Source organism: Roseibium sp. AWQ4_290, assembly GCF_056160985.1.
In genome coordinates this window covers 1-17,745 of the sequence record NZ_JBSWYG010000021.1, presented here as the reverse complement: position 1 = coordinate 17,745, position 17,745 = coordinate 1, and the positions used below count along the sequence as shown (strand labels likewise).

At 55.8% G+C, this 17,745-nt stretch carries 19 protein-coding genes and 1 pseudogene; 11 read left to right on the top strand and 9 right to left on the bottom strand.

The window, feature by feature from the left end; genetic code table 11:
• The first annotated feature begins 178 nt into the window (after positions 1 to 178).
• The 3 genes from ACXAH0_RS19885 to ACXAH0_RS19875 are packed head-to-tail and all read left to right on the top strand — an operon-like array spanning position 179 to position 1,115.
• On the top strand, positions 179 to 388 hold the full coding sequence (locus ACXAH0_RS19885; RefSeq protein ID WP_475194438.1) for a hypothetical protein: 210 nt from the start codon (positions 179 to 181) through the stop codon (positions 386 to 388).
• Positions 389 to 393: 5 nt separating this feature from the next.
• Positions 394 to 603 carry a hypothetical protein gene (locus ACXAH0_RS19880; protein WP_475178763.1) on the top strand — a complete coding sequence of 70 codons (210 nt, stop codon included), beginning with the start codon at positions 394 to 396 and terminating at the stop codon, positions 601 to 603.
• A complete protein-coding gene (locus tag ACXAH0_RS19875) occupies positions 603 to 1,115 on the top strand; it encodes a hypothetical protein (protein ID WP_475178759.1) in 513 nt (170 codons plus the stop codon). The genes ACXAH0_RS19880 and ACXAH0_RS19875 overlap by 1 nt, the downstream gene beginning before the upstream one ends.
• Here ACXAH0_RS19875 and ACXAH0_RS19870 read toward each other — a convergent pair.
• Entirely contained in the window at positions 1,036 to 1,608 is a 573-nt protein-coding gene (locus ACXAH0_RS19870; protein WP_475194436.1) for a hypothetical protein, read from the bottom strand. The two genes, ACXAH0_RS19875 and ACXAH0_RS19870, sit on opposite strands and share 80 nt — an antisense overlap.
• 908 nt (positions 1,609 to 2,516) lie before the next feature.
• A complete protein-coding gene (locus ACXAH0_RS19865; RefSeq protein ID WP_475178753.1) occupies positions 2,517 to 2,720 on the bottom strand; it encodes a hypothetical protein in 204 nt (67 codons plus the stop codon).
• A gap of 258 nt (positions 2,721 to 2,978) precedes the next feature.
• Between ACXAH0_RS19865 and ACXAH0_RS19860 the strand changes: the two genes are divergently transcribed.
• The 3 genes from ACXAH0_RS19860 to ACXAH0_RS19850 all read left to right on the top strand — a co-directional run bounded on the left by ACXAH0_RS19860 (position 2,979) and on the right by ACXAH0_RS19850 (position 7,524).
• Positions 2,979 to 4,217, top strand: a complete 1,239-nt coding sequence (locus ACXAH0_RS19860; protein ID WP_475194433.1) for a cytochrome P450 — start codon at positions 2,979 to 2,981, stop codon at positions 4,215 to 4,217.
• Between the two features lie 35 nt (positions 4,218 to 4,252).
• The gene (locus ACXAH0_RS19855) at positions 4,253 to 5,452 is read left to right on the top strand and encodes a glycerophosphodiester phosphodiesterase family protein (RefSeq protein WP_475194431.1); all 1,200 of its coding nucleotides are present in this window, start codon (positions 4,253 to 4,255) and stop codon (positions 5,450 to 5,452) included.
• Between the two features lie 581 nt (positions 5,453 to 6,033).
• A complete protein-coding gene (locus ACXAH0_RS19850; RefSeq protein WP_475194428.1) occupies positions 6,034 to 7,524 on the top strand; it encodes a hypothetical protein in 1,491 nt (496 codons plus the stop codon).
• A 288-nt stretch (positions 7,525 to 7,812) separates the two neighbouring features.
• Here the strand turns inward: ACXAH0_RS19850 and ACXAH0_RS19845 are convergent, their stop codons facing one another.
• From ACXAH0_RS19845 to ACXAH0_RS19820, 6 genes are all read right to left on the bottom strand, one after another.
• The gene (locus tag ACXAH0_RS19845) at positions 7,813 to 8,397 is read right to left on the bottom strand and encodes a MerR family transcriptional regulator (RefSeq protein WP_475178741.1); all 585 of its coding nucleotides are present in this window, start codon (positions 8,395 to 8,397) and stop codon (positions 7,813 to 7,815) included.
• Positions 8,398 to 8,407: 10 nt separating this feature from the next.
• Positions 8,408 to 8,722, bottom strand: a complete 315-nt coding sequence (locus ACXAH0_RS19840) for an integration host factor subunit alpha (RefSeq protein WP_023003819.1) — start codon at positions 8,720 to 8,722, stop codon at positions 8,408 to 8,410.
• Between the two features lie 143 nt (positions 8,723 to 8,865).
• Positions 8,866 to 9,843, bottom strand: coding sequence for a beta-ketoacyl-ACP synthase III (locus tag ACXAH0_RS19835; RefSeq protein WP_475178738.1), 978 nt, complete (start codon positions 9,841 to 9,843; stop codon positions 8,866 to 8,868).
• Complete coding sequence (plsX, locus tag ACXAH0_RS19830; protein WP_475178736.1) at positions 9,840 to 10,904, bottom strand: phosphate acyltransferase PlsX; 1,065 nt, start codon at positions 10,902 to 10,904, stop codon at positions 9,840 to 9,842. Before plsX ends, ACXAH0_RS19835 begins: the two co-directional genes overlap by 4 nt.
• Before the next feature lie 212 nt (positions 10,905 to 11,116).
• Positions 11,117 to 11,695, bottom strand: a complete 579-nt coding sequence (locus ACXAH0_RS19825) for a YceD family protein (protein ID WP_475178732.1) — start codon at positions 11,693 to 11,695, stop codon at positions 11,117 to 11,119.
• Between the two features lie 77 nt (positions 11,696 to 11,772).
• Positions 11,773 to 12,321 carry a ubiquinol-cytochrome C chaperone family protein gene (locus tag ACXAH0_RS19820; RefSeq protein ID WP_475178730.1) on the bottom strand — a complete coding sequence of 183 codons (549 nt, stop codon included), beginning with the start codon at positions 12,319 to 12,321 and terminating at the stop codon, positions 11,773 to 11,775.
• 114 nt (positions 12,322 to 12,435) lie between these two features.
• On the opposite strand from ACXAH0_RS19820, the gene ACXAH0_RS19815 reads away from it, so the two are divergent.
• The 5 genes from ACXAH0_RS19815 to ACXAH0_RS19795 all read left to right on the top strand — a co-directional run bounded on the left by ACXAH0_RS19815 (position 12,436) and on the right by ACXAH0_RS19795 (position 17,451).
• Entirely contained in the window at positions 12,436 to 12,873 is a 438-nt protein-coding gene (locus ACXAH0_RS19815) for an outer membrane protein assembly factor BamE (protein ID WP_475178728.1), read from the top strand.
• 269 nt (positions 12,874 to 13,142) lie between these two features.
• On the top strand, positions 13,143 to 14,765 hold the full coding sequence (locus ACXAH0_RS19810) for an LIC_10190 family membrane protein (RefSeq protein WP_475194425.1): 1,623 nt from the start codon (positions 13,143 to 13,145) through the stop codon (positions 14,763 to 14,765).
• A 61-nt stretch (positions 14,766 to 14,826) separates the two neighbouring features.
• Entirely contained in the window at positions 14,827 to 15,771 is a 945-nt protein-coding gene (locus ACXAH0_RS19805; RefSeq protein WP_475194422.1) for a UDP-glucuronic acid decarboxylase family protein, read from the top strand.
• A 6-nt stretch (positions 15,772 to 15,777) separates the two neighbouring features.
• Positions 15,778 to 16,776 (top strand): glycosyltransferase, encoded by a 999-nt coding sequence (locus ACXAH0_RS19800; RefSeq protein ID WP_475194419.1) that lies wholly within the window; start codon positions 15,778 to 15,780, stop codon positions 16,774 to 16,776.
• Positions 16,777 to 16,830: 54 nt separating this feature from the next.
• Positions 16,831 to 17,451: a hypothetical protein gene (locus ACXAH0_RS19795; RefSeq protein ID WP_475194414.1), complete on the top strand. Its 621-nt coding sequence runs from the start codon at positions 16,831 to 16,833 to the stop codon at positions 17,449 to 17,451.
• Between the two features lie 91 nt (positions 17,452 to 17,542).
• Here the strand turns inward: ACXAH0_RS19795 and ACXAH0_RS19790 are convergent.
• A pseudogene (locus tag ACXAH0_RS19790) lies at positions 17,543 to 17,745 on the bottom strand (transposase domain-containing protein); the annotation flags it as partial.

The following is a 17,745-nucleotide window of genomic DNA, read 5'->3' as shown; positions in this document are numbered from 1 at the left end:
GCAACATATTATCCATTTAACGAATTTTCCCTGGGTTTCTTGTTCAAATTTCCTTGCCTCTACCCCAAATGAAAAGAATTGTTAGTTTTCCTGTTGCACACATGGCCAAGGGTCGTGATGCAGCAGAGTAGCGGCGCCCCGCGTTCCCAGTCGAGACGTGATTCCGGACCTGTGCTCTATGTCCCTGTTTGAAGACATGATTGATGAGCTGACCAGCGGCCCCAGCGGGTCAGGTGCCGGGGTCTATGCGCGCATGAGCGATGACGTGCTTTTGAGCGACCTGCGCGAACGGCTCGACATGCTCTTGAGCCGCCGCCAGCAGACCCTCTCCATGGAGGTCTACACTTTTGTTGTGCTGCGGGCCTTCCGCAGCCTGAAAGAGGCCTAAGCGCGATGGATACGCACAGCTTTCTTTCCAGAGAGGCAGAAGCCTATGCGGACCTCTTCGATGGCGGTTTTGTCATCCGCAGCTTTGTGCGTTCCGTCATTGAAGGCTATGATGGCCGTACGGACTGGCGGGACTTTTCACCCGAAGAGCGAACCGAGATCCTGCTGAATTGCCACAGAATGATCGAACTCTTGCGTCAGGCGGAGGCGCATTAATGCATATAAAACGCGTAGATCCTGCGAATATGCAAGGCTTGGCCGGAGACTATATCCGGGAGCTGGAAGCGTTCTTGCGCCATACTGGCAGCGTCTTTCAATCCCACATGCCTCAATTCCACCGGGTGGTCTTCACTTCGGCCGCTGCCGATGGCGATCATATTCCGCAGATCGGCTATGTGGGCAAGGAAAGCTACATCAAGAACGTGATGGAAGGGCATTTCGGCAGCGACATTGCCAGTGCAATCCGCCATCAGGACCCGGCATTCGACCGGGCCGTGGCCGGAGGCTTTGCCAGAGCCACCCAGGGCGACCGGGTGTTTGAGCTTGTGGAAATGGACGTGGCGCCCCCCGGCGCCCTCACCCACCTGCCTGTCAGCTACTACCGATATATCGAAAAGCTTTGGCTGGGAACGCCAAAGCCGGTTCTGGTCAATCTGACGCTTCCGACGTCGGCCCAGTTTCACGACAATCTATTTTTGCGAGATAAAGCACGTCTCTTGGCAAATTGAAGAGAAAAACATCATCCTGTTTGCGGTCCTCCGGCGGATTGAGCCAGCGCGTTGCATAGGGATAGGTGTGGAACGCCCCATAGACGCCGCCGAGGGACTTGCTCACCCGGTCCGCCCGCGCCAGCCCCAGGCAGGCAGTTGCATCCTTCCAGGTGGCCAGTCCCAGATAAAGGTTCATGCGCGCAATCAACCCCAGACGCTCCAGAGACTTGCGGGCCGAGCCATGCCCGGACACGTTGAGCGCATCTCCTGAATAAATCACCTTGCCCTGAATGTCCGTCATCGGTGGACAGACCCAGTCCAGATCGACCGGATGTTCGGGCCCGTAAAGCCGGCTCAATTGCGTGCGGTGATACGCCAGATAAGTCATGCTGCCGGTATCGAACAGCTGGCTGCAATAGAATGACACCGGCTCATCGCCCTCCAGCGCTACATGGCAAAACCCGTTATGGCCGTTGAAATCAAAAAACCGGGTGTGGAAAAAAGGAGTCACATTCTTTCCGCACGCCTCAAGCAGCGGCACAACCTCGCCGAAGTCCCTCAGCACCCTCACGGAGCATCCAAGAGTATAAAGCCGCGCCCGGCAGGCGGAATAAGCGTTAAACAACGTAGAGACGTCTTCAGGTCCCAAGGAACCCCCCATTTGGCTGACAAACTGATCCGAATGGATGCGGACGGTGAGAATAAACGGGACGATCTTTTTCCAGTCTTCCTGAGAAACCGGCTGCTCACGGCCCCAAAACAGCGCCAAGCAACCCCTGACTTCAAGGGGACACATTTAATCGGTATCGTTTTTTTTGACTAGAAAAAAGTACCTAATTTACCATAAATTGAAGATTTCTTGGAAAACAGAGCCGCCTCAATTTCAGTAAAATTTTATATATTTTAAGAAACCATCAAAAATCCGCGCGACACTCGCACCCTAATACAGAATTTTGTTAGGATGCAACCTTAGATATACCACCTCAAGAGCATTCAAGATGCTAAATCTATTTAAGTATTCAAATACAGTCAAAGCCACAACTATGACATGAACATTCCCTGGAAAGACGCAATCACTCTCCTGCCCGGCAGCTGAGCGTATTCTGAAGATGAAGAGCAAAGCGGCATATCTCCCAACCAGCCTTGCTAGACATCGGTCAGGGAGCGCTCAAAACTGGAGGCAATAAACAGGCTCCCCACCGCTGCGGATCATTGCGCCGCAAGTCACGCCGCAGATGCAGCGCCAGCAACCCGGGCTCCAGTGTGTACCGCATTCATCCGGATTGAACCCACTTTGTCTTTCACGTTGAAAAATCTGAAGGAAAGGCAGCGAAAGGCCAGCCTGTTCGCGGGTCGACAACCTCCAAGCCGCCTCTCAAATCCCGGCTTGCGCCTGATGGACTTCGATCAGCCCGTTCCTCAAGCCGCTTCTTCGGCATTGCTGGTCACCTTGCCGATAAATTCGGACAACCAAGCGATTTCCTTGAGATAAACTTCCATGCTGAGGGAGGCGAGTTCCATGAGCAGTGCTTGAGGATCCGGATTGTCGAAGCCGGTTTCCTTCAAAAAGGTATTGTACTCTTCCCTCAAAGCCTTTGGCACTTGCATTTCGGCCTCACGCATATTTGGTCGCCACACACTCACCGGCGCCCCACCGACACCCGTTAAGGCATCGTTAAGAACCTCCAGCCAAAGCCGGTATCGTCAGTTTTTCCCTTTCCACGCTATCCCCAGTTCTGCACAGTGCAGCTCTGAAAAACGCAAGAAATTGGCGAAAACTCAGATACAAAGCCTTAAACCTCTTGCAATATCGCGGCCGAATCTTCGACCGTGATAAGAATCGCAAGTATAAACCCTTAAAGCCTCGCTGATGAGCCCGGAATGAGCCAGTCCACAGACCTTTCATTCGATCCCCTGTCGGCCGCCTTCGCGCAAGACCCCTACCGGTTCTATGCAGATCTTCGCGCCCGGCCCGGTTTGACTTATTTCAACGCGTTCGATGTCTGGCTCGCCTCCCGGTTTGAGGATGTCAGTCAGATCGTGGTGCATGACAAAATGGTCCGGTCCATGGAGGACATCGCATCTGCGGAGGAAATTGCGGCCCAGAAGCGGGCTGGCAACTGGCATGACATGCCCCATCATGCACGCTTTGTGCAGTTCTCCCTGCTCGATAGCGACGGGCCGGTCCATGACCGTTTGCGCAAACAAGTGTTCAAATTGTTCACTCCAAAAATGGTGAACACGCTTCGCGAGCACATCCAGACCTATGTGAGCGGCCTGATCAACGGGCTGGCGGAGCGGGACGGGATTGACTTCATCGAGGATCTCGCCGCCCATGTCCCGGGCCACATCATTGGCCGGGTTCTGGGCGTTCCCGACGAAGACTGCCCGCAATTGCGCATCTGGTCGGAGAACATCGTCCAGTTTTTCGACATTGACCGGTCCGATGCCCGCAAGGAGCTGGCGGAGCGCAACACAACCGAGTTCTACCTGTATCTTCAAGAGCTGAAGGCCAAACGAGAAGCCGCACCGAAGGACGATCTCCTCTCCCTGATGATCGAAGCGGAACGCCAGGGGCAGATCTCCCATGACGAGTTTTTCTCCACCGCCATGCTGATCCTGATGGCCGGTCACGGCTCGACCATCGATGTTCTGGGTAGCGGCCTTCATGCACTGCTGACCTTCCCGGACCAGATGCAGCGGCTGCGGGAGGAGCCCGCCCTGATCAAGACAGCGGTCCAGGAAATGTTCCGATATGAATCACCCCTGCCCTTTTTCCACCGCTACGCGAGCGAAGAGGTGGAGATTTGCGGCCGCATGTTTGCGCGCGGAACCAAATTCGGTGTGCTTTACGGATCTGCCAACCGGGATCCGGCCCAGTTTCCGGACCCGGACAGATTTGACGTCGGCCGCGCGCCCAACTGGCACATCGCCTTTGGCCGCGGCGCCCATTTCTGCCTTGGCAACCACCTGGCCCGGCTCGATATGGATATTATTTTCTCATTCCTCCTCAATCGGTTCAAGACAATCGAGCTGGCCGATGCCACAGTGCCCTACAAACGCGGGCTCTCTGTGCGCGGGCCGGAGAGACTTCGGATTGCCTGGCAACGGCATAGCTGAGCGCAGATACACAAACGGACAAAAGGCTGACTTTGATGCGCTTCTGGACATTTCTCATTGCCTTTGCAACCGGCAGCTTTCCAGCCGCTCTTCTTGCAGACACGATCTCTCTCGGGCCCCGCCCTGCCTATCTGGTCAGCCAGATGGCGGACACACCCTTGAAGGAGAAGCTGGCAAGCTGCATCGGCCAGCCAGTAAAACGGAGCCTTTTTTCCATCAGCCATCGCGGCGCGCCGCTACAATTTCCCGAACACACCGAAGAAGGTTATCGCGCAGGAGCCATGATGGGGGCTGGCATTCTGGAATGCGACGTCACCTTCACCAAGGACAAGGAACTGGTCTGCCGCCATTCCCAGAATGATCTGCACACCACAACCAACATTCTGACCACGGACCTTGCCGGGAATTGCACCTCCGGTTTCACGCCTGCAAAAGATGGTACGCTGGCCTCTGCCGAGTGCCGCACGTCGGACCTCACCCTTGCCGAGTTTAAGAGCTTGCGTGGCAAGATGGACAGCGCCGACAAGACGGCCCAAACGGCAGACGACTACCAAAAAGGCACGGCACCCTGGCGCACGGAGCTTTATGGCGGCACTGGCACTCTGTTGTCGCACGCGGAGTCCATTGCCCTATTCAAGCATCTGGGGGTCAAGTTCACCCCCGAGCTGAAAGCGCCCAAAGTGGCCATGCCCTTTGACGGCTTCACCCAGGCCGCCTATGCCCAGAAACTGATCGATGCGTACAAAGACGCGGGCATTCCGCCGGAAGATGTCTTTGCCCAGTCCTTTAATCTCGATGACATTCTCTATTGGATCCAAAACGAACCGGACTTCGGCAAACAGGCCGTTTATCTCGATGGGCGCAGGGATCTCGACCCTCAAGATCCGTCGACCTTCCAACCTTCCATGGCGGAGTTGAAGGCCATGGGGGTGAACTATCTGGCCCCGCCGCTCTTTGTTCTGTTGAGCCTTGAGGATGGAAAAATCGTGCCATCCGTCTACGCACGGGAGGCCAAGGCCGCCGAGCTCAACCTGATCACCTGGACCCTGGAACGCTCCGGACCTCTGTCCAGCGGCGGCGGCTGGTACTATCAGACGGTGAGCGCGGCCATTAACAGTGATGGCAAGATGCTGGAAGTGCTCGACGTGCTCGCCCGAGATGCGGGTGTCAAAGGGGTCTTTTCGGACTGGCCGGCAACAACCAGTTTCTACGCCTCCTGCATGGGCTTACCCTGATGCGCCCCTGGCGCCCGTTGCCGCCTGCCTCAGCCGCTGTCCGGCTCCAAAGCTGGCAGACTTCTGCCGGTTGCCAGCCGGTTTTTACAGCTCATTTCTAGTCTGCCCGTAGATTTCCAAGCCTGTGTGCGGTCAGACACTTGAAAACATTTACATTGCATAACGTAAACGGCCAGCTTCTTCATTCGCAAACCGCCCCTCTGACTGTGTCAGATAGGAATACCAACCGCAATGAACAGGACCCCATCTCACCTTGTGCTCAAGTCAGTTCATATGGTGGGCGTTCCAGAGGAAAGCTGCCGCCTGCTTTCCAGTGCCAATGATACGGATGTGGAAATGCTGATCTGTGGTGATGCGATGAACCTCATCCTGTCCGGTTGTACCGTGCACAGATGCGCACCCCCTGCTCGATGTTTCCACACGCCCTGTCCGGCCGCTGCGTCACTTAAGTTCCATCAGCACCCCTGCAGCCCTCGCGGCCTCTAAAATTCAAATCAATTTGTTTCGAAGTCTGATAAGTACTTCTTCACCTATTCTGTTTACGCTTCGTCCGATTTCGTTGAACATTTATGGTCAAACCGTTGAAAACGCACCCGCTTGCAAGCGTGGACTGTCAGGTCCTTTTCCGGGACCTCCAGCCACTCCCCCGTCCCGCCCTCACGGCCCTCGTCGAGGAAGCTGCAGCAGGCATCGGCCTTGAGCCCGAAACCTGTTCGCTGATCGCAAGTTCTGCGAATCTGGATTTCTGTTTTCTGTGCGGCGGCCTGCAGCTTCAGATTACCCAGTCGGTGCCGTTCAAGGAAGATGACTATCTCCAGATCGCGCTGGACACATTTTCCTTTGAAAGCAATGTCAGCTATGCACCCTCCATTGATCCGGACCTCATCGCCTGTACCCATATTTCTGTTCAGCCGCGCTCCACGGCCTCCAGTGAAGACGGCCAGCCCAGTGGAGCAACAGCCGCGTTTGAAACCGCTGCTGAAAGTTTCAAAGCCATGGCGCTGGCAAAGGCGGTTGCGCTTCTGATTCTTGCAGAAACAGACGCCGAGGCTGTCTTCTGGGGCCCAAGCACATTTTACCTGGACGCCGCATCATTCAAACGGATCGCCGAAGCCAGCAATCCGTTGCTGCTCTATCTCCATTGCCTCATCCATGTGCGCAAGGACCCCCATACGGGTGAAGCCCTTACCGGCGTTGCCACATCCGGCGCCCAATGGCTGACGGGTCACATGATTGACATTCCGCCCTGTCCGGAACCTGCGAACGTTCTGGTGGAACAGGCGTATGACTTTGTCGCCCAGTCCCTGAAGGCCGGGGACGTTGTGCGGGAGGCAAGCCAGTTGGAGACCGGCGCTCTTGATCTGACCCTCACCCGGCAACCCGCGGAAGGGGTGCGGCCCGCACGGACCACCCTCACCTTTCAGCCGCCTTTAGCGCCCAGCCATATCTATACGCCGCCTGCTCTGGACGAGGACGAGAGCGCCTTCGCAGAAGACGGGTTGAAAGAGCCGCAAGACGAACTGGAAGAGGTGTTCGCTGATACAAGCCCTGGCAATCCGGACACCACGCCCGAGCCGAAGCTTGATCCGGGTGACCCGATTGATGCAGCCATCTTGGACCGGCTTGCGGCGATAAAATTTACGCCCCCGGAGGAACGCGGCGCGGACGAAGCCCCGCAAGCCGCTGAAGATGCTGTCCCGGAAATGTCCGGCCCCGCGCCGGAGATCACCCCGGTGGCGCATAGCGGCGAGGATGACCACACTCCCTCTCCTGACGACTTGCCGGAGCCGGAAACGGCTTTCACCGAAGATGCGGCTGCGCTGACTGCCCGGCTGGCGGTAACAGAACCGGCGAACACCGGCACTCCTGTTCCTGACACCCCGCCCTCACCAGAGAGCAGTCGGCCACAGCCCGTCAAACGAGCGAATGGGCGTATGTCCATGGCCGAACTCAGGGATTTCGCCCGGGAAGCTCAGGTCAGCCTACCGATAGAAAAATCCCGGCGCGCGAAAGCAAACGGGGCCAATGGCTCCCGCCTCATGGGTAAGATTTTTCCAAGAAAATCCGGTTGACCGCTGGATCAGCGCCATCGTGGCAAATCGCGTTTTAGCGAAGCTGCCCTTGGCGGCCTGATACATAGCGTCATTCCGGCGGTCACTCTCCTGATACATAGCGTAATTCCGGCGGCCACTCTCCTGAGCCTATGATGCGGGGTCGTAGCACACGCCCCAAGAGGGCTTAAAGGAGAGTGAACCCCGGAATGACGCTATGTATGAGATCAAAGAGTTAAAGTGAAAGGCAAGACTGTTTGTCTTCACAATAACGCGGCAGGCTCCAGCGTTCTGCCCGCCTAAGAAGCGTCAGCGCGCCTGGTCCAGAGTGCGCTTGCATTCCAGCAGTTCGAACAGGGTTGCCTGTAGCCGACGGATATCTTCCCGGGACACGGCGGCCTGCCCCACTCCCTGGGAGGCTTTATCGCCCCGCAAACGGTTGAGAATGTTCAGCCCACCAGTTTGAGAATGCGCCTGGGCGGCGTCCGGCCCGTCATCCGCCAGCACCCCGCTTGGCAAGGCGTCTGTGTGAGCCGGCATCTGTGAAGGCGCTGGGGCTACGGCCTCCTGGGCATCATTTGCCTGACTGGCCACGGCCTGGAGCGGCGAGGCGTCTTCCCGCCAGATCTGCATAACAAATCGCTGGCCCTGCTCCTTCAGGATGCGCTGGACACCCTTGATCGTATAGCCTTCGCCATAGAGCAAATGGCGAATGCCTTTCAGGAGCTCGACATCATCAGGACGGTAATAGCGCCGTCCGCCTCCCCGTTTCAGAGGCTTGATCTGGGAAAATCTGGTCTCCCAGAACCGGAGCACGTGCTGCGGCAAGTCCAGATCTTCTGCGACTTCGCTGATTGTTCGAAAGGCGTCCGGGCTTTTGTCCTGAGAGCTCATTCCGTTCCGATTACTTGCTTGCCTGTCCTGTCAGCGCATCATTGATCCGCTGTTTCAAAACGTTGGACGGCTTGAAAACCATCACACGGCGCGGTGAAATCGGTACTTCCTCGCCGGTCTTCGGATTGCGGCCTATGCGTTCCCCTTTGGAACGGACCACAAACGACCCGAAGCTCGACAATTTTACCGATTCTCCAGTCACAAGACAGTCTGAAATTTCAGAAAGTACACGTTCGACCAATTCTGACGATTCTGTGCGCGACAAGCCGACTTTTTGATAAACGGCTTCGCACAGATCCGCACGGGTAATAGTCCGATTGCCCATAACCCCTCCACAATGACGCCATTGATCTGGCTGATTTTGAAAGAGAACTTCAACGCAGGCGCTTACGGTATTGCCTCAAAGCGGGCCGGTCAACCGCAACTCTGCCTCAAGATCACATTTGTCGGAAAAACGCGTCCGGCGTGCTACCAGCGCAACAGAACCGAGCCCCAGGTAAACCCGCCGCCCATGGCCTCCAGCATCACAAGATCGTTCTTTTTGACACGTCCGTCCCGCACCGCCGTATCAAGGGCAAGGGGAATGGATGCGGCCGAGGTGTTGCCATGCAGTTGCACCGTCGTCACAACCTTTTCTGACGCAATTCCGAGCTTCTTTGCGCTGGCATCAATGATGCGCTTGTTAGCCTGATGCGGGATGAACCAGTCCAGATCGTCCGATGTCAGTCCCGTGGCCTTATAGGCATCTTCAATCACATCCGTGATCATGCCCACCGCATGTTTGAAGACTTCCCGGCCTTCCATGCGCAGGTACCCGACAGTCTGGGTAGAGGACGGCCCGCCATCTACATAAAGCTTGTCCTTGTGGCGCCCGTCGGAGCGCAGATGAGACGTCAGAACGCCACGGTCGCTGTTCAGGCCGGCCCCTTCGCTGCGCTCCAGAACCACGGCCCCAGCGCCATCGCCGAAGAGAACACAGGTCGTCCTGTCTTCCCAGTCCAGAATGCGCGAAAAGGTCTCCGCGCCAATCACCAGGCAGCGCCTGGACAGACCCGCCCGGATATAGGCATCCGCCGTGGTCATGGCATAGACGAACCCGGAGCAGACCGCCTGCACATCAAAAGCAAAGCCTTGGGTGATGCCCAGCCGGGCCTGCACGGTGACGGATGTGGCCGGAAAGGTGTTGTCCGGGGTCGCCGTCGCCAGAATGATGGTGTCGATCTCGCCCGCCTCGCGGCCGGCACTCTCAAGCGCCCGTTGCGCAGCCGCAAAAGCCAGATCGGAGGTCACTTCACCATCGGCAGCCACATGGCGCTGGCCAATTCCGGTGCGTTGAACGATCCAGTCATCGGAGGTGTCCACCATCCGGGCCAGATCACTGTTTGTCAGAATTTTCTCCGGCAAATAGCTGCCGCAGCCTGTCACGATTGAACGAATTACGCTCACAAATCACCTTCCACTGCCGGCCCGGCTTCTGCGAAGCGGCCACGATGGTAATGCACAAGATCCTGGGATATTTTTTGTGTCAGGTCGTTTTTCACCATGTCATAGGCCAGATCGATTGCAGACGCATAGCCTTCCGCATCCGTCCCGCCGTGGCTTTTGATCACGATGCCGTTCAGCCCCAGAAAGACGCCCCCATTGACCTTGCGCGGGTCCATTTTCTCCCGCAGCAAATCAAAGGCGCCCTTGGCGAACAGATAGCCTATTTTGGACATGAATGTCCGGTTCATGGCCGAACGCAGGTAACTGCCGATCTGTTTGGCCGTGCCTTCTGCCGTTTTCAGGGCAATGTTCCCGGCAAAGCCTTCCGTCACCACCACATCGACCGTGCCCTTGCCAAGGTCATCCCCTTCCACGAAGCCCGCATAGTCAAGTGAACGCAGCGGGGTTTCGCGCAGCAACCGGCCTGCCGTGCGCACTTCTTCCAAGCCTTTGACCTCTTCCACACCAATATTCAACAGGCCAACGCTCGGGCGCTGAATGCCAAACAGGGCCCGGGCCATGGCGCCGCCCAGAATCGCAAAATCGATCAGCTGCTGGGCATCGGCGCCAATGGTCGCCCCCACATCCAGAACAACCGACTCCCCACGCGTGGTCGGCCAGATGGCCGCAATGGCGGGGCGCTCGATATTGGCCATGGTGCGAAGGCAAAATTTTGACATCGCCATCAATGCACCGGTATTGCCGGCAGACACGGCAACCCGGGCATCCCCGGTTTTGACCGCTTCGATCGAGCGCCACATGCTGGAGCGCCAACGGCCCTGCCGCAGCGCCTGGCTGGGTTTGGTGTCCATTGCAATCGAGATGTCGCAATGATGCAGCTCCGAAGCCTCCCGGACACGCGGATATTGATCAAGAAGCGGGCGGATGACTTCCTCATTGCCATATAGCAGAAACCGGATATCCGGGTGGCGCACGAGTGCGATTTCCGCTCCGGGAATGACGACGTCTGCCCCGTTATCACCGCCCATGGCATCCAAGGAAATCGGAATTGTGTTCGCCATTCAAAAGGTCTTTTAACGTTTCGCTATTGCAGGCCTCACCGGATGGGACGCCCAGGAAGTACGGCCTTTTCCGGAGGGCCCGGATCGGGCGCGAACATAACGGTTTTGGTCCGGGTGACAACCGTTTTCATGAAGTCTTGCAGAACTGAATGTCAAAACCGGTCTGCAAAACTGACCTTGTACACATATTCCTTAGTCATTCGCTTTCCAAATCAGTCTTCGGCTTTGTCTTTCAACGCCTTCAGCGCCGCAAAGGGGGATGGCTCTGCTCCGCTGTCGTCTTCAACCTCGAGCTCTGCTTCCGTGCCCCCGCCGAATTCCGCTCCGGGCTTTCTGGGAAAGGTGTCGAGCGACAGGGCCAATTCCTCGCAGATGACAGCGCCGAGATCCAGAACGCCATCCATCATCACATCGGGCGGATCAAGAGAGTCCAGGTCAATTTCGATCTCACCGTCGTCATTCAGATCTTTGATCTTGCGGGGACGGCTGGACACGGGTTCAAACGTGCGGTCGACTTCCAGCGCAAGGTCCGTTTCAAACGGCTCCAGAGAGACAACACAGGTCTGCCGGATCCGGGCCTTGAGGGTTCCAACCACCCGAACCCCTTCCTTCCGGTAGGGCTTCAAGGTGAAGCGGGCTGCCAGAGCCGGAAGGCCCAGAAGGTCATAGGTGCTGGCGATATGCTTCAAGGCAGCTTCGTCCGGCTGAACCGTCAAGGTCTCGTCCTTGTCCACCACCCGCTTTGCCGTGACGGGAAAGGAATAGGGAAAGCTCTCTGCTGGGTTTGTCATTCTTGTTCTTTCTGCTTCATCTTTCATGCGTCTTCTGACGCCTTCAATGTGCGGGCATTAAGGGCGCGCAGCCGCATCTAAACAGGCGCTTTGGAAAAAGGGGCCGGATCGGGCCAGTCCAGTCCCCCTGACAAAAGGTCTGCGGCCGGCTGGCTGGACAAGCGGTCTGCGACCTCCAAGGTATAAAGCGCCAGACGCATTTGCGCGATGGGCTCTTCCTGCCCGGGAAAGAGGTTCCGGCCGATTGCCGCTGCCAGGGCGTCCGCGTTCCGAGCGTCAATGGCGGGCATATAGGCGTCAGCACGGCCATAAAAAGCCTCGCCCATCGCCTTGATCTTTTTCGGCACCCGGGTGTCACTTACGCCCATTTCGCGCAAGGAGGCGTCCATATCCTGGAAAAACAGGTCAAACACCTCCTGCGCAAACCCGGATGCCTCTGCGTCTTCACCGCGCATCCGGCGGAAATACATGACCGCATGCAGCACGATCAGGTCGAAACGCCCGTCGATCGTGTCGGGCACAAGAAAGTCTGTGTAAAACACCGGTTGCCGCGCTTGAGCCACGATTTCACAGTAGATCTTGTGCTCTGCGTCTCGGGACCGGCGGCGGAACAAGCCAAAAACCATCTCGGGTTCCTTGTAACTCAGGTGTTGCCTTGTGCCCTATCCCAAGATAGTGACTTTTAAAAGCAACGAAATTCAAGATAAGCCAGACAGGTCTGGCGAAACGGGACTTCTTAGATGAACCTCAAGGCAAGCGCCCTGTTCCTTCCGCTTCTGGCCACGCTGCCGCTTGGTGGCTGCTTCACCTCCACCTATACACATGGACATGTGGTCACCACTTCCATGCTCAACCAGGTGCAGGTCGGCTCCAGCCGCGAGCAGGTGGAACTGGTTCTCGGGTCCCCGTCGACTACGTCCAGCCTCAGCGGCGATGCTTATTATTATATCTCCCAGAAAACGGCGACCACCGCCTTTCTGGCCCCCGACATTGTCGAACAGCGCGTCGTTGCGATCTATTTCGACAAGGATGGCTATGTTCAGGACATCGGCAACTACACACTGGAAGACGGCAAGATTGTCGACATCGTCACCCGCAAGACCCGCACCGGCGGCGCTGATTACGGCTTCCTGACCCAGATCCTCCGCGGCGCCACAAACCCAAGCCTCGGGCTCTAAACCAGGGGGGCAGCCCCCTCTCCCCTATCAAAGGGTTGGTTTGACCGGTGCGGGACGCAGTTGTGAGCTTTTTTGGATTTTCTGCTGAGTTTCTTCCAGCGGAATTGCAGCAAAAAGGGTCCCGACGGCTAGGACACTGCACCGGACAGAAAAGCTTTTCATTTTCGAAAAGTGGTTTAATACAGCGAAGCCTGTTCACGAACCATGCTAAAGAGAAAGATAAAAGGTAGTGGAACAACGGAAACACAATTGTTGCCAATGACCCCAAAATGTTGATCGATCTTTTCCTGTTCCCGCTCTTCGCGGCAGCCCTCTCACTCATTGGATTGGGATTTTGGGCCACATCCAAAAAAGCATTCGGATTTCACGGAGCAACGCTACCCCCGTTCCTCCTTCCTCTTCTCGGAGCTTTTGCCGCAGGCTTTGCATCTTTAATTGTAAATTTTTTCAGCCCTGTCGCTGTCTCGATAACCTACACGACGCTCGGCACGCTGTTGGTTGCAGGCCTGATTACAAGCAGCCACTCTGAAAGAAAGTCCATTCTTTATCTCAGCCTGCTGGCAGCACTTTGTACCCCACTCGCTGCTGACATGCAGCCTGGACCAGACGCAGGCCTCTACCACCTGCCACACCAGTTGTGGCTGCGCGATCACAAAGTCGTATTCGGGCTCGCCAATCTGCATGGCCGCTTTGGTTTCAGCTCTTTTCTAGAATACATAAATGCACTCTTTTGGATCGGAGAGAGTTTCAAACTTCTCTCCTACATGAGTGCAATATTCTTCGTTTCATTCCTGTCTTTTACTTTTTTTGCAGTGAATCAGTCCAACCCCGCCACACGTATGATCTCGTTGCTAGTAGCCGTGAATGTCCTTGTATTCGATGGTTACTTCAACTGGAAATACGGCTATGCGGACAGTCCCGCCGGTATTGTTTTCGCCTTGTCCATTCTTTTAGGGGTCTACATCTTGGAAGTTGGGCAGGCGGACCGCTCATCACTCAAAAATCGACACAAGCTTGACGCATTTCTTTTTGCTTTTCTGATCATTTCTGCAATGAGCGTAGCACTCAAAGTGAGCAGTATCTTGATCGTGCTATGGGTGGTGTTTGTGGTTCTTGTAACGCTGACACCAGCATCCATGACCATGGCACGCGCCTTGGCTATTTCAGGGCTTCCCCTTGTTTTTGCAGTGATCTGGACACTTCGCGGAATTGTCACTAGCGGGTGCCTCCTCTTCCCCGCTTCTTGGAGTTGCTTCGTTCTTCCATGGGCGTCAAAGCAAGAAGCCGCTTTGCAAGCAAACTGGGTTACGGCCTGGGCCCGGCACCCCCATAGTGGTCTCTCTTCGCTGGAGGGCTGGTCCTGGCTCGAAAATTACTGGCTCATGGCACACACACATTTTCTCCTCTACATGGCGCTGTGTACCGCAGTCGTTTTTGTACTGGGCTTCGCTCTGCATCACTTCTTCAAGACGAAGCGATTGCCAACACTTCAAAGCATAACGCTTGTTTGTCTGGTTTTGGCGGCGTTAACGCTCTGGTTCATAAAAGCACCAACTGACCGGTTTGGCATCGGCATTTTCATGATCGCAGCACCAGCAGTCGCGCTTGTTGTATTCGGGGCACCGATCTTCAAGCAAGGGTTGCTTCTTAAGGTGGTCAGTGTACTCCTCATTGTTGGACTGGCTAACAATCAAGGCGGGTTCTCACTGAAAGGGCTAACCCGGTTCCAACTGCTGACAGTGCCCTCCACAGAGGTGGTTCCCGATGCAGTCTACGGTGTTCGTCCCAGAGATGGTGACGGATGCTGGACTGCAAAACACTGCAGTCCATATGACAGACCTGCTCCGCAAGAAAAGTCGGGCTACTTGTTTTTTGCTCCCGTCTCTGACTAACACTAGCGGTCCTGGGCAATACACACGCCAACCAAGCCAATGCGACTAAGGCATCGACGAAATGAAAGTATCTAACCGCAAAAGAACACTTGTAACCGGTGGAGCGGGTTTTCTTGGATCTCACCTGTGCGAACGCTTGTTGAAAGACGGGGCAGATGTCTTGTGCCTGGACAATCTTTATAGCAGCACCAAAGACAATATATCTCACTTGCTCTCCGACCCGCATTTCGAGTTTCAGAGGCATGACGTTACGTTTCCCATCTATGTAGAAGTCGATGAGATCTACAATCTTGCATGTCCCGCCTCTCCCGTTCACTATCAGCGCGATCCCGTCCAGACGACAAAGACAAGCGTGCATGGCGCAATCAACATGCTTGGACTGGCCAAACGAACGGGTGCGCGCATTTTCCAGGCTTCAACGAGCGAAGTTTATGGTGATCCGGAAGTTCATCCGCAAAGGGAGGACTATTGGGGCCGGGTCAATCCAATCGGCGTCCGCTCATGCTACGACGAGGGGAAGCGCTGTGCCGAAACCCTTTTTTTCGATTATCACCGCCAGCATGGCATGGACATCAAGGTCGCGCGAATCTTCAATACGTATGGCCCCCGAATGCACCCAAATGACGGACGGGTCGTCAGCAATTTCATCGTTCAGGCCCTGCAGGGCAAGGATCTCACCCTGTATGGAGACGGGCAGCAAACCCGCAGTTTCTGCTTTGTCGACGATTTGATTGAGGGCTTCGTTCGCCTTATGGCGACCCCCGCAGACACAACCGGCCCGGTCAATCTTGGCAATCCAGTTGAATTTACAATTCGGGAACTGGCGGAAACGGTTCTGGAGCTTATTGGTGGGCCTTCAAAGCTGGTGTTCCACCCGTTGCCGCACGATGACCCAAAACAACGGCAACCAGACATCTCACTTGCACGTCAGCATCTTGACTGGACCGCAGAAATCCAGCTCAAAGAAGGCTTGGAACGCACTATCGCCTATTTCAGGAACAGGTAGCTTGACATGATCCCCAGCGACGCACACGTCGTCATTGTAACGCCGGTCTACGAGGACTTTGACGCCAGCAGCCGCTTATTCATGGAGCTGCACTCGGAGTTCGAAGACCGCGTATATGTTGTTGCGGTTGATGACGGTTCCGTTCATCAGCCCCTTGATCGGTCTGGACTGGAGAAGGCTGGTGTGCGGGGCGCTATCCTGAAGCTAAGACGCAACGTCGGCCATCAGAAAGCAATTGCCATAGGTCTTGGCTACGTTTCAGCGCATCTTCAGGATCACCAGCGCGTCGTTGTGATGGATTCTGATGGGGAAGACCTTCCCGGTTCTATCGGGAGTTTGCTGGCACAACTGCGTTCCGAAACTGTCGACGTTGTCGTTGCACGAAGAAAAAACAGGGTGGAGACGGCCCGTTTCAAAACATTCTACTCCATCTACAAACGGCTGTTTCGTTTGGTCACCGGCAGAACCATCAGCTTCGGAAATTTCATGGCCGTTGCGCCGCAAGGCGTAAAACGCCTTGCTTCAATGCCGGAAACCTCCATTCATGTTGCCTCTGCTGTTCTGGCCTCGAAGCTGCGCCTTCAGACATGTCCTCTTGACCGGGGTCCGCGATACGCCGGGAAATCGAAAATGAATTTCGTCGGCCTGGCTCTTCACGGTTTCAAGGGAATGATGGTCTTCGCAGAAGACGTGCTGGTGCGCGTTGGAATCGCCTCAGCATTGGTAGCTCTCTTGTCTGTTGCCGGTGGGGCGGCTGCGATCATTCTGAAAACCATCGGGTACTCAACACCGGGCTGGTTTTCCGTGGCCTTTGGTATCCTCGTTCTCATGTTCATGCAGACGGGTGTTCTCGCCCTGATGACCCTCATGCTTACAGGCGTCGTTCGCAGCGGCACTGTAACGTCAGAGCTGGATTACCGGGACTTTATCGATGAAATCCTGTTGGAAGAGAACACCAATCCGTCAAAAATCGCAAAGCAACCGTCGCAGCCTGTCGCCGTGTGATTTTTGAACCAGCCACACTCCGGACCGCATTCTCCGCAACAAGGCCAACTCATATTGAAAATTGTCTCCAGCCTTATCGCTACTTTGGCGTTTATTCTGTTCTTGCTGGGGGCCTATTGCCTGCACGTCTGGTATTTTCCAGTCAATGTCGTTTTCTATGCAGCGCTTGTTGACGCACTGATAGCGGCCTTTTTGGCTGCACTCCTCCTGTTCGGAAGCCACCTATGCGCCCGGCTCAGCACATTTGAGAAAAGCCAGCTCGTCGCAATCTGGCTGCTGGGTGGATATGCCTTTGCGATTTCTATCCCAACCGTGGTCGACCGTTCCCTGTCCTTCTACATTCTGGAAAAACTGGATCAAAGAGGCGGGGCTATCAGAGCCGACCGGTTCGAAGATGTCTTTACCAAGGAATATATGCACGAATACAGACTGGTGGACGTCCGGCTGACGGAACAGGAGGAATCCGGCACCATCGAGATCGACAACGGCTGTGTTGTTTTGACAGCCCGTGGCCGCAGGCTTGCCGCGATGAGCAGATTTTTCAGGACCCACCTGCTGCCCCCGAAACGGTTGTTGCGCGGTGAGTATACCGACGCTCTCACCGATCCATTCAAAAACAGTATCGAAGCGCCGGACTACACCTGCAACGCAGGCTCTGAGGAGCCCCAAGACTAAGCCTCTGGTGGTTCAGTTCTCCTCCGTGCGAACATGCATCGCGACAGTGTCCGCCCGGTGAAGCCGGTCTTCATGGCGGCGACGCGCTCTGTTACGCTGCTTTTGCAGCGTAACACCAAGGCATGAGTTCGTTGATGCGATTGATCTTGTGGTCGGCGATTTGTGCCAGAACCCAGGTCAGCTAGGCTTGCGGGTCGATGCCGTTGAGTTTGGCCGTTTCGATCAGGGTATAGGCGATAGCCGCGGATTTGCCGCCGCCTTTTGAACCCATGAAGAGGTAGTTTTTTCGTCCAA

What these genes read in the sequence shown, in the direction of transcription:
- ACXAH0_RS19885 (WP_475194438.1), top strand. Translation starts at nt 179, where the DNA reads ATGTCCCTGTTTGAAGACATGATTGATGAGCTGACCAGCGGCCCCAGC.
- ACXAH0_RS19860 (WP_475194433.1), top strand. Translation starts at nt 2,979, where the DNA reads ATGAGCCAGTCCACAGACCTTTCATTCGATCCCCTGTCGGCCGCCTTC.
- plsX (WP_475178736.1), bottom strand. Translation starts at nt 10,904, where the DNA reads ATGGCGAACACAATTCCGATTTCCTTGGATGCCATGGGCGGTGATAAC.
- ACXAH0_RS19855 (WP_475194431.1), top strand. Translation starts at nt 4,253, where the DNA reads ATGCGCTTCTGGACATTTCTCATTGCCTTTGCAACCGGCAGCTTTCCA.
- ACXAH0_RS19815 (WP_475178728.1), top strand. Translation starts at nt 12,436, where the DNA reads ATGAACCTCAAGGCAAGCGCCCTGTTCCTTCCGCTTCTGGCCACGCTG.
- ACXAH0_RS19800 (WP_475194419.1), top strand. Translation starts at nt 15,778, where the DNA reads ATGATCCCCAGCGACGCACACGTCGTCATTGTAACGCCGGTCTACGAG.
- ACXAH0_RS19875 (WP_475178759.1), top strand. Translation starts at nt 603, where the DNA reads ATGCATATAAAACGCGTAGATCCTGCGAATATGCAAGGCTTGGCCGGA.
- ACXAH0_RS19840 (WP_023003819.1), bottom strand. Translation starts at nt 8,722, where the DNA reads ATGGGCAATCGGACTATTACCCGTGCGGATCTGTGCGAAGCCGTTTAT.
- ACXAH0_RS19825 (WP_475178732.1), bottom strand. Translation starts at nt 11,695, where the DNA reads ATGACAAACCCAGCAGAGAGCTTTCCCTATTCCTTTCCCGTCACGGCA.
- ACXAH0_RS19820 (WP_475178730.1), bottom strand. Translation starts at nt 12,321, where the DNA reads ATGGTTTTTGGCTTGTTCCGCCGCCGGTCCCGAGACGCAGAGCACAAG.
- ACXAH0_RS19845 (WP_475178741.1), bottom strand. Translation starts at nt 8,397, where the DNA reads ATGAGCTCTCAGGACAAAAGCCCGGACGCCTTTCGAACAATCAGCGAA.
- ACXAH0_RS19805 (WP_475194422.1), top strand. Translation starts at nt 14,827, where the DNA reads ATGAAAGTATCTAACCGCAAAAGAACACTTGTAACCGGTGGAGCGGGT.
- ACXAH0_RS19880 (WP_475178763.1), top strand. Translation starts at nt 394, where the DNA reads ATGGATACGCACAGCTTTCTTTCCAGAGAGGCAGAAGCCTATGCGGAC.
- ACXAH0_RS19810 (WP_475194425.1), top strand. Translation starts at nt 13,143, where the DNA reads ATGTTGATCGATCTTTTCCTGTTCCCGCTCTTCGCGGCAGCCCTCTCA.
- ACXAH0_RS19865 (WP_475178753.1), bottom strand. Translation starts at nt 2,720, where the DNA reads ATGCGTGAGGCCGAAATGCAAGTGCCAAAGGCTTTGAGGGAAGAGTAC.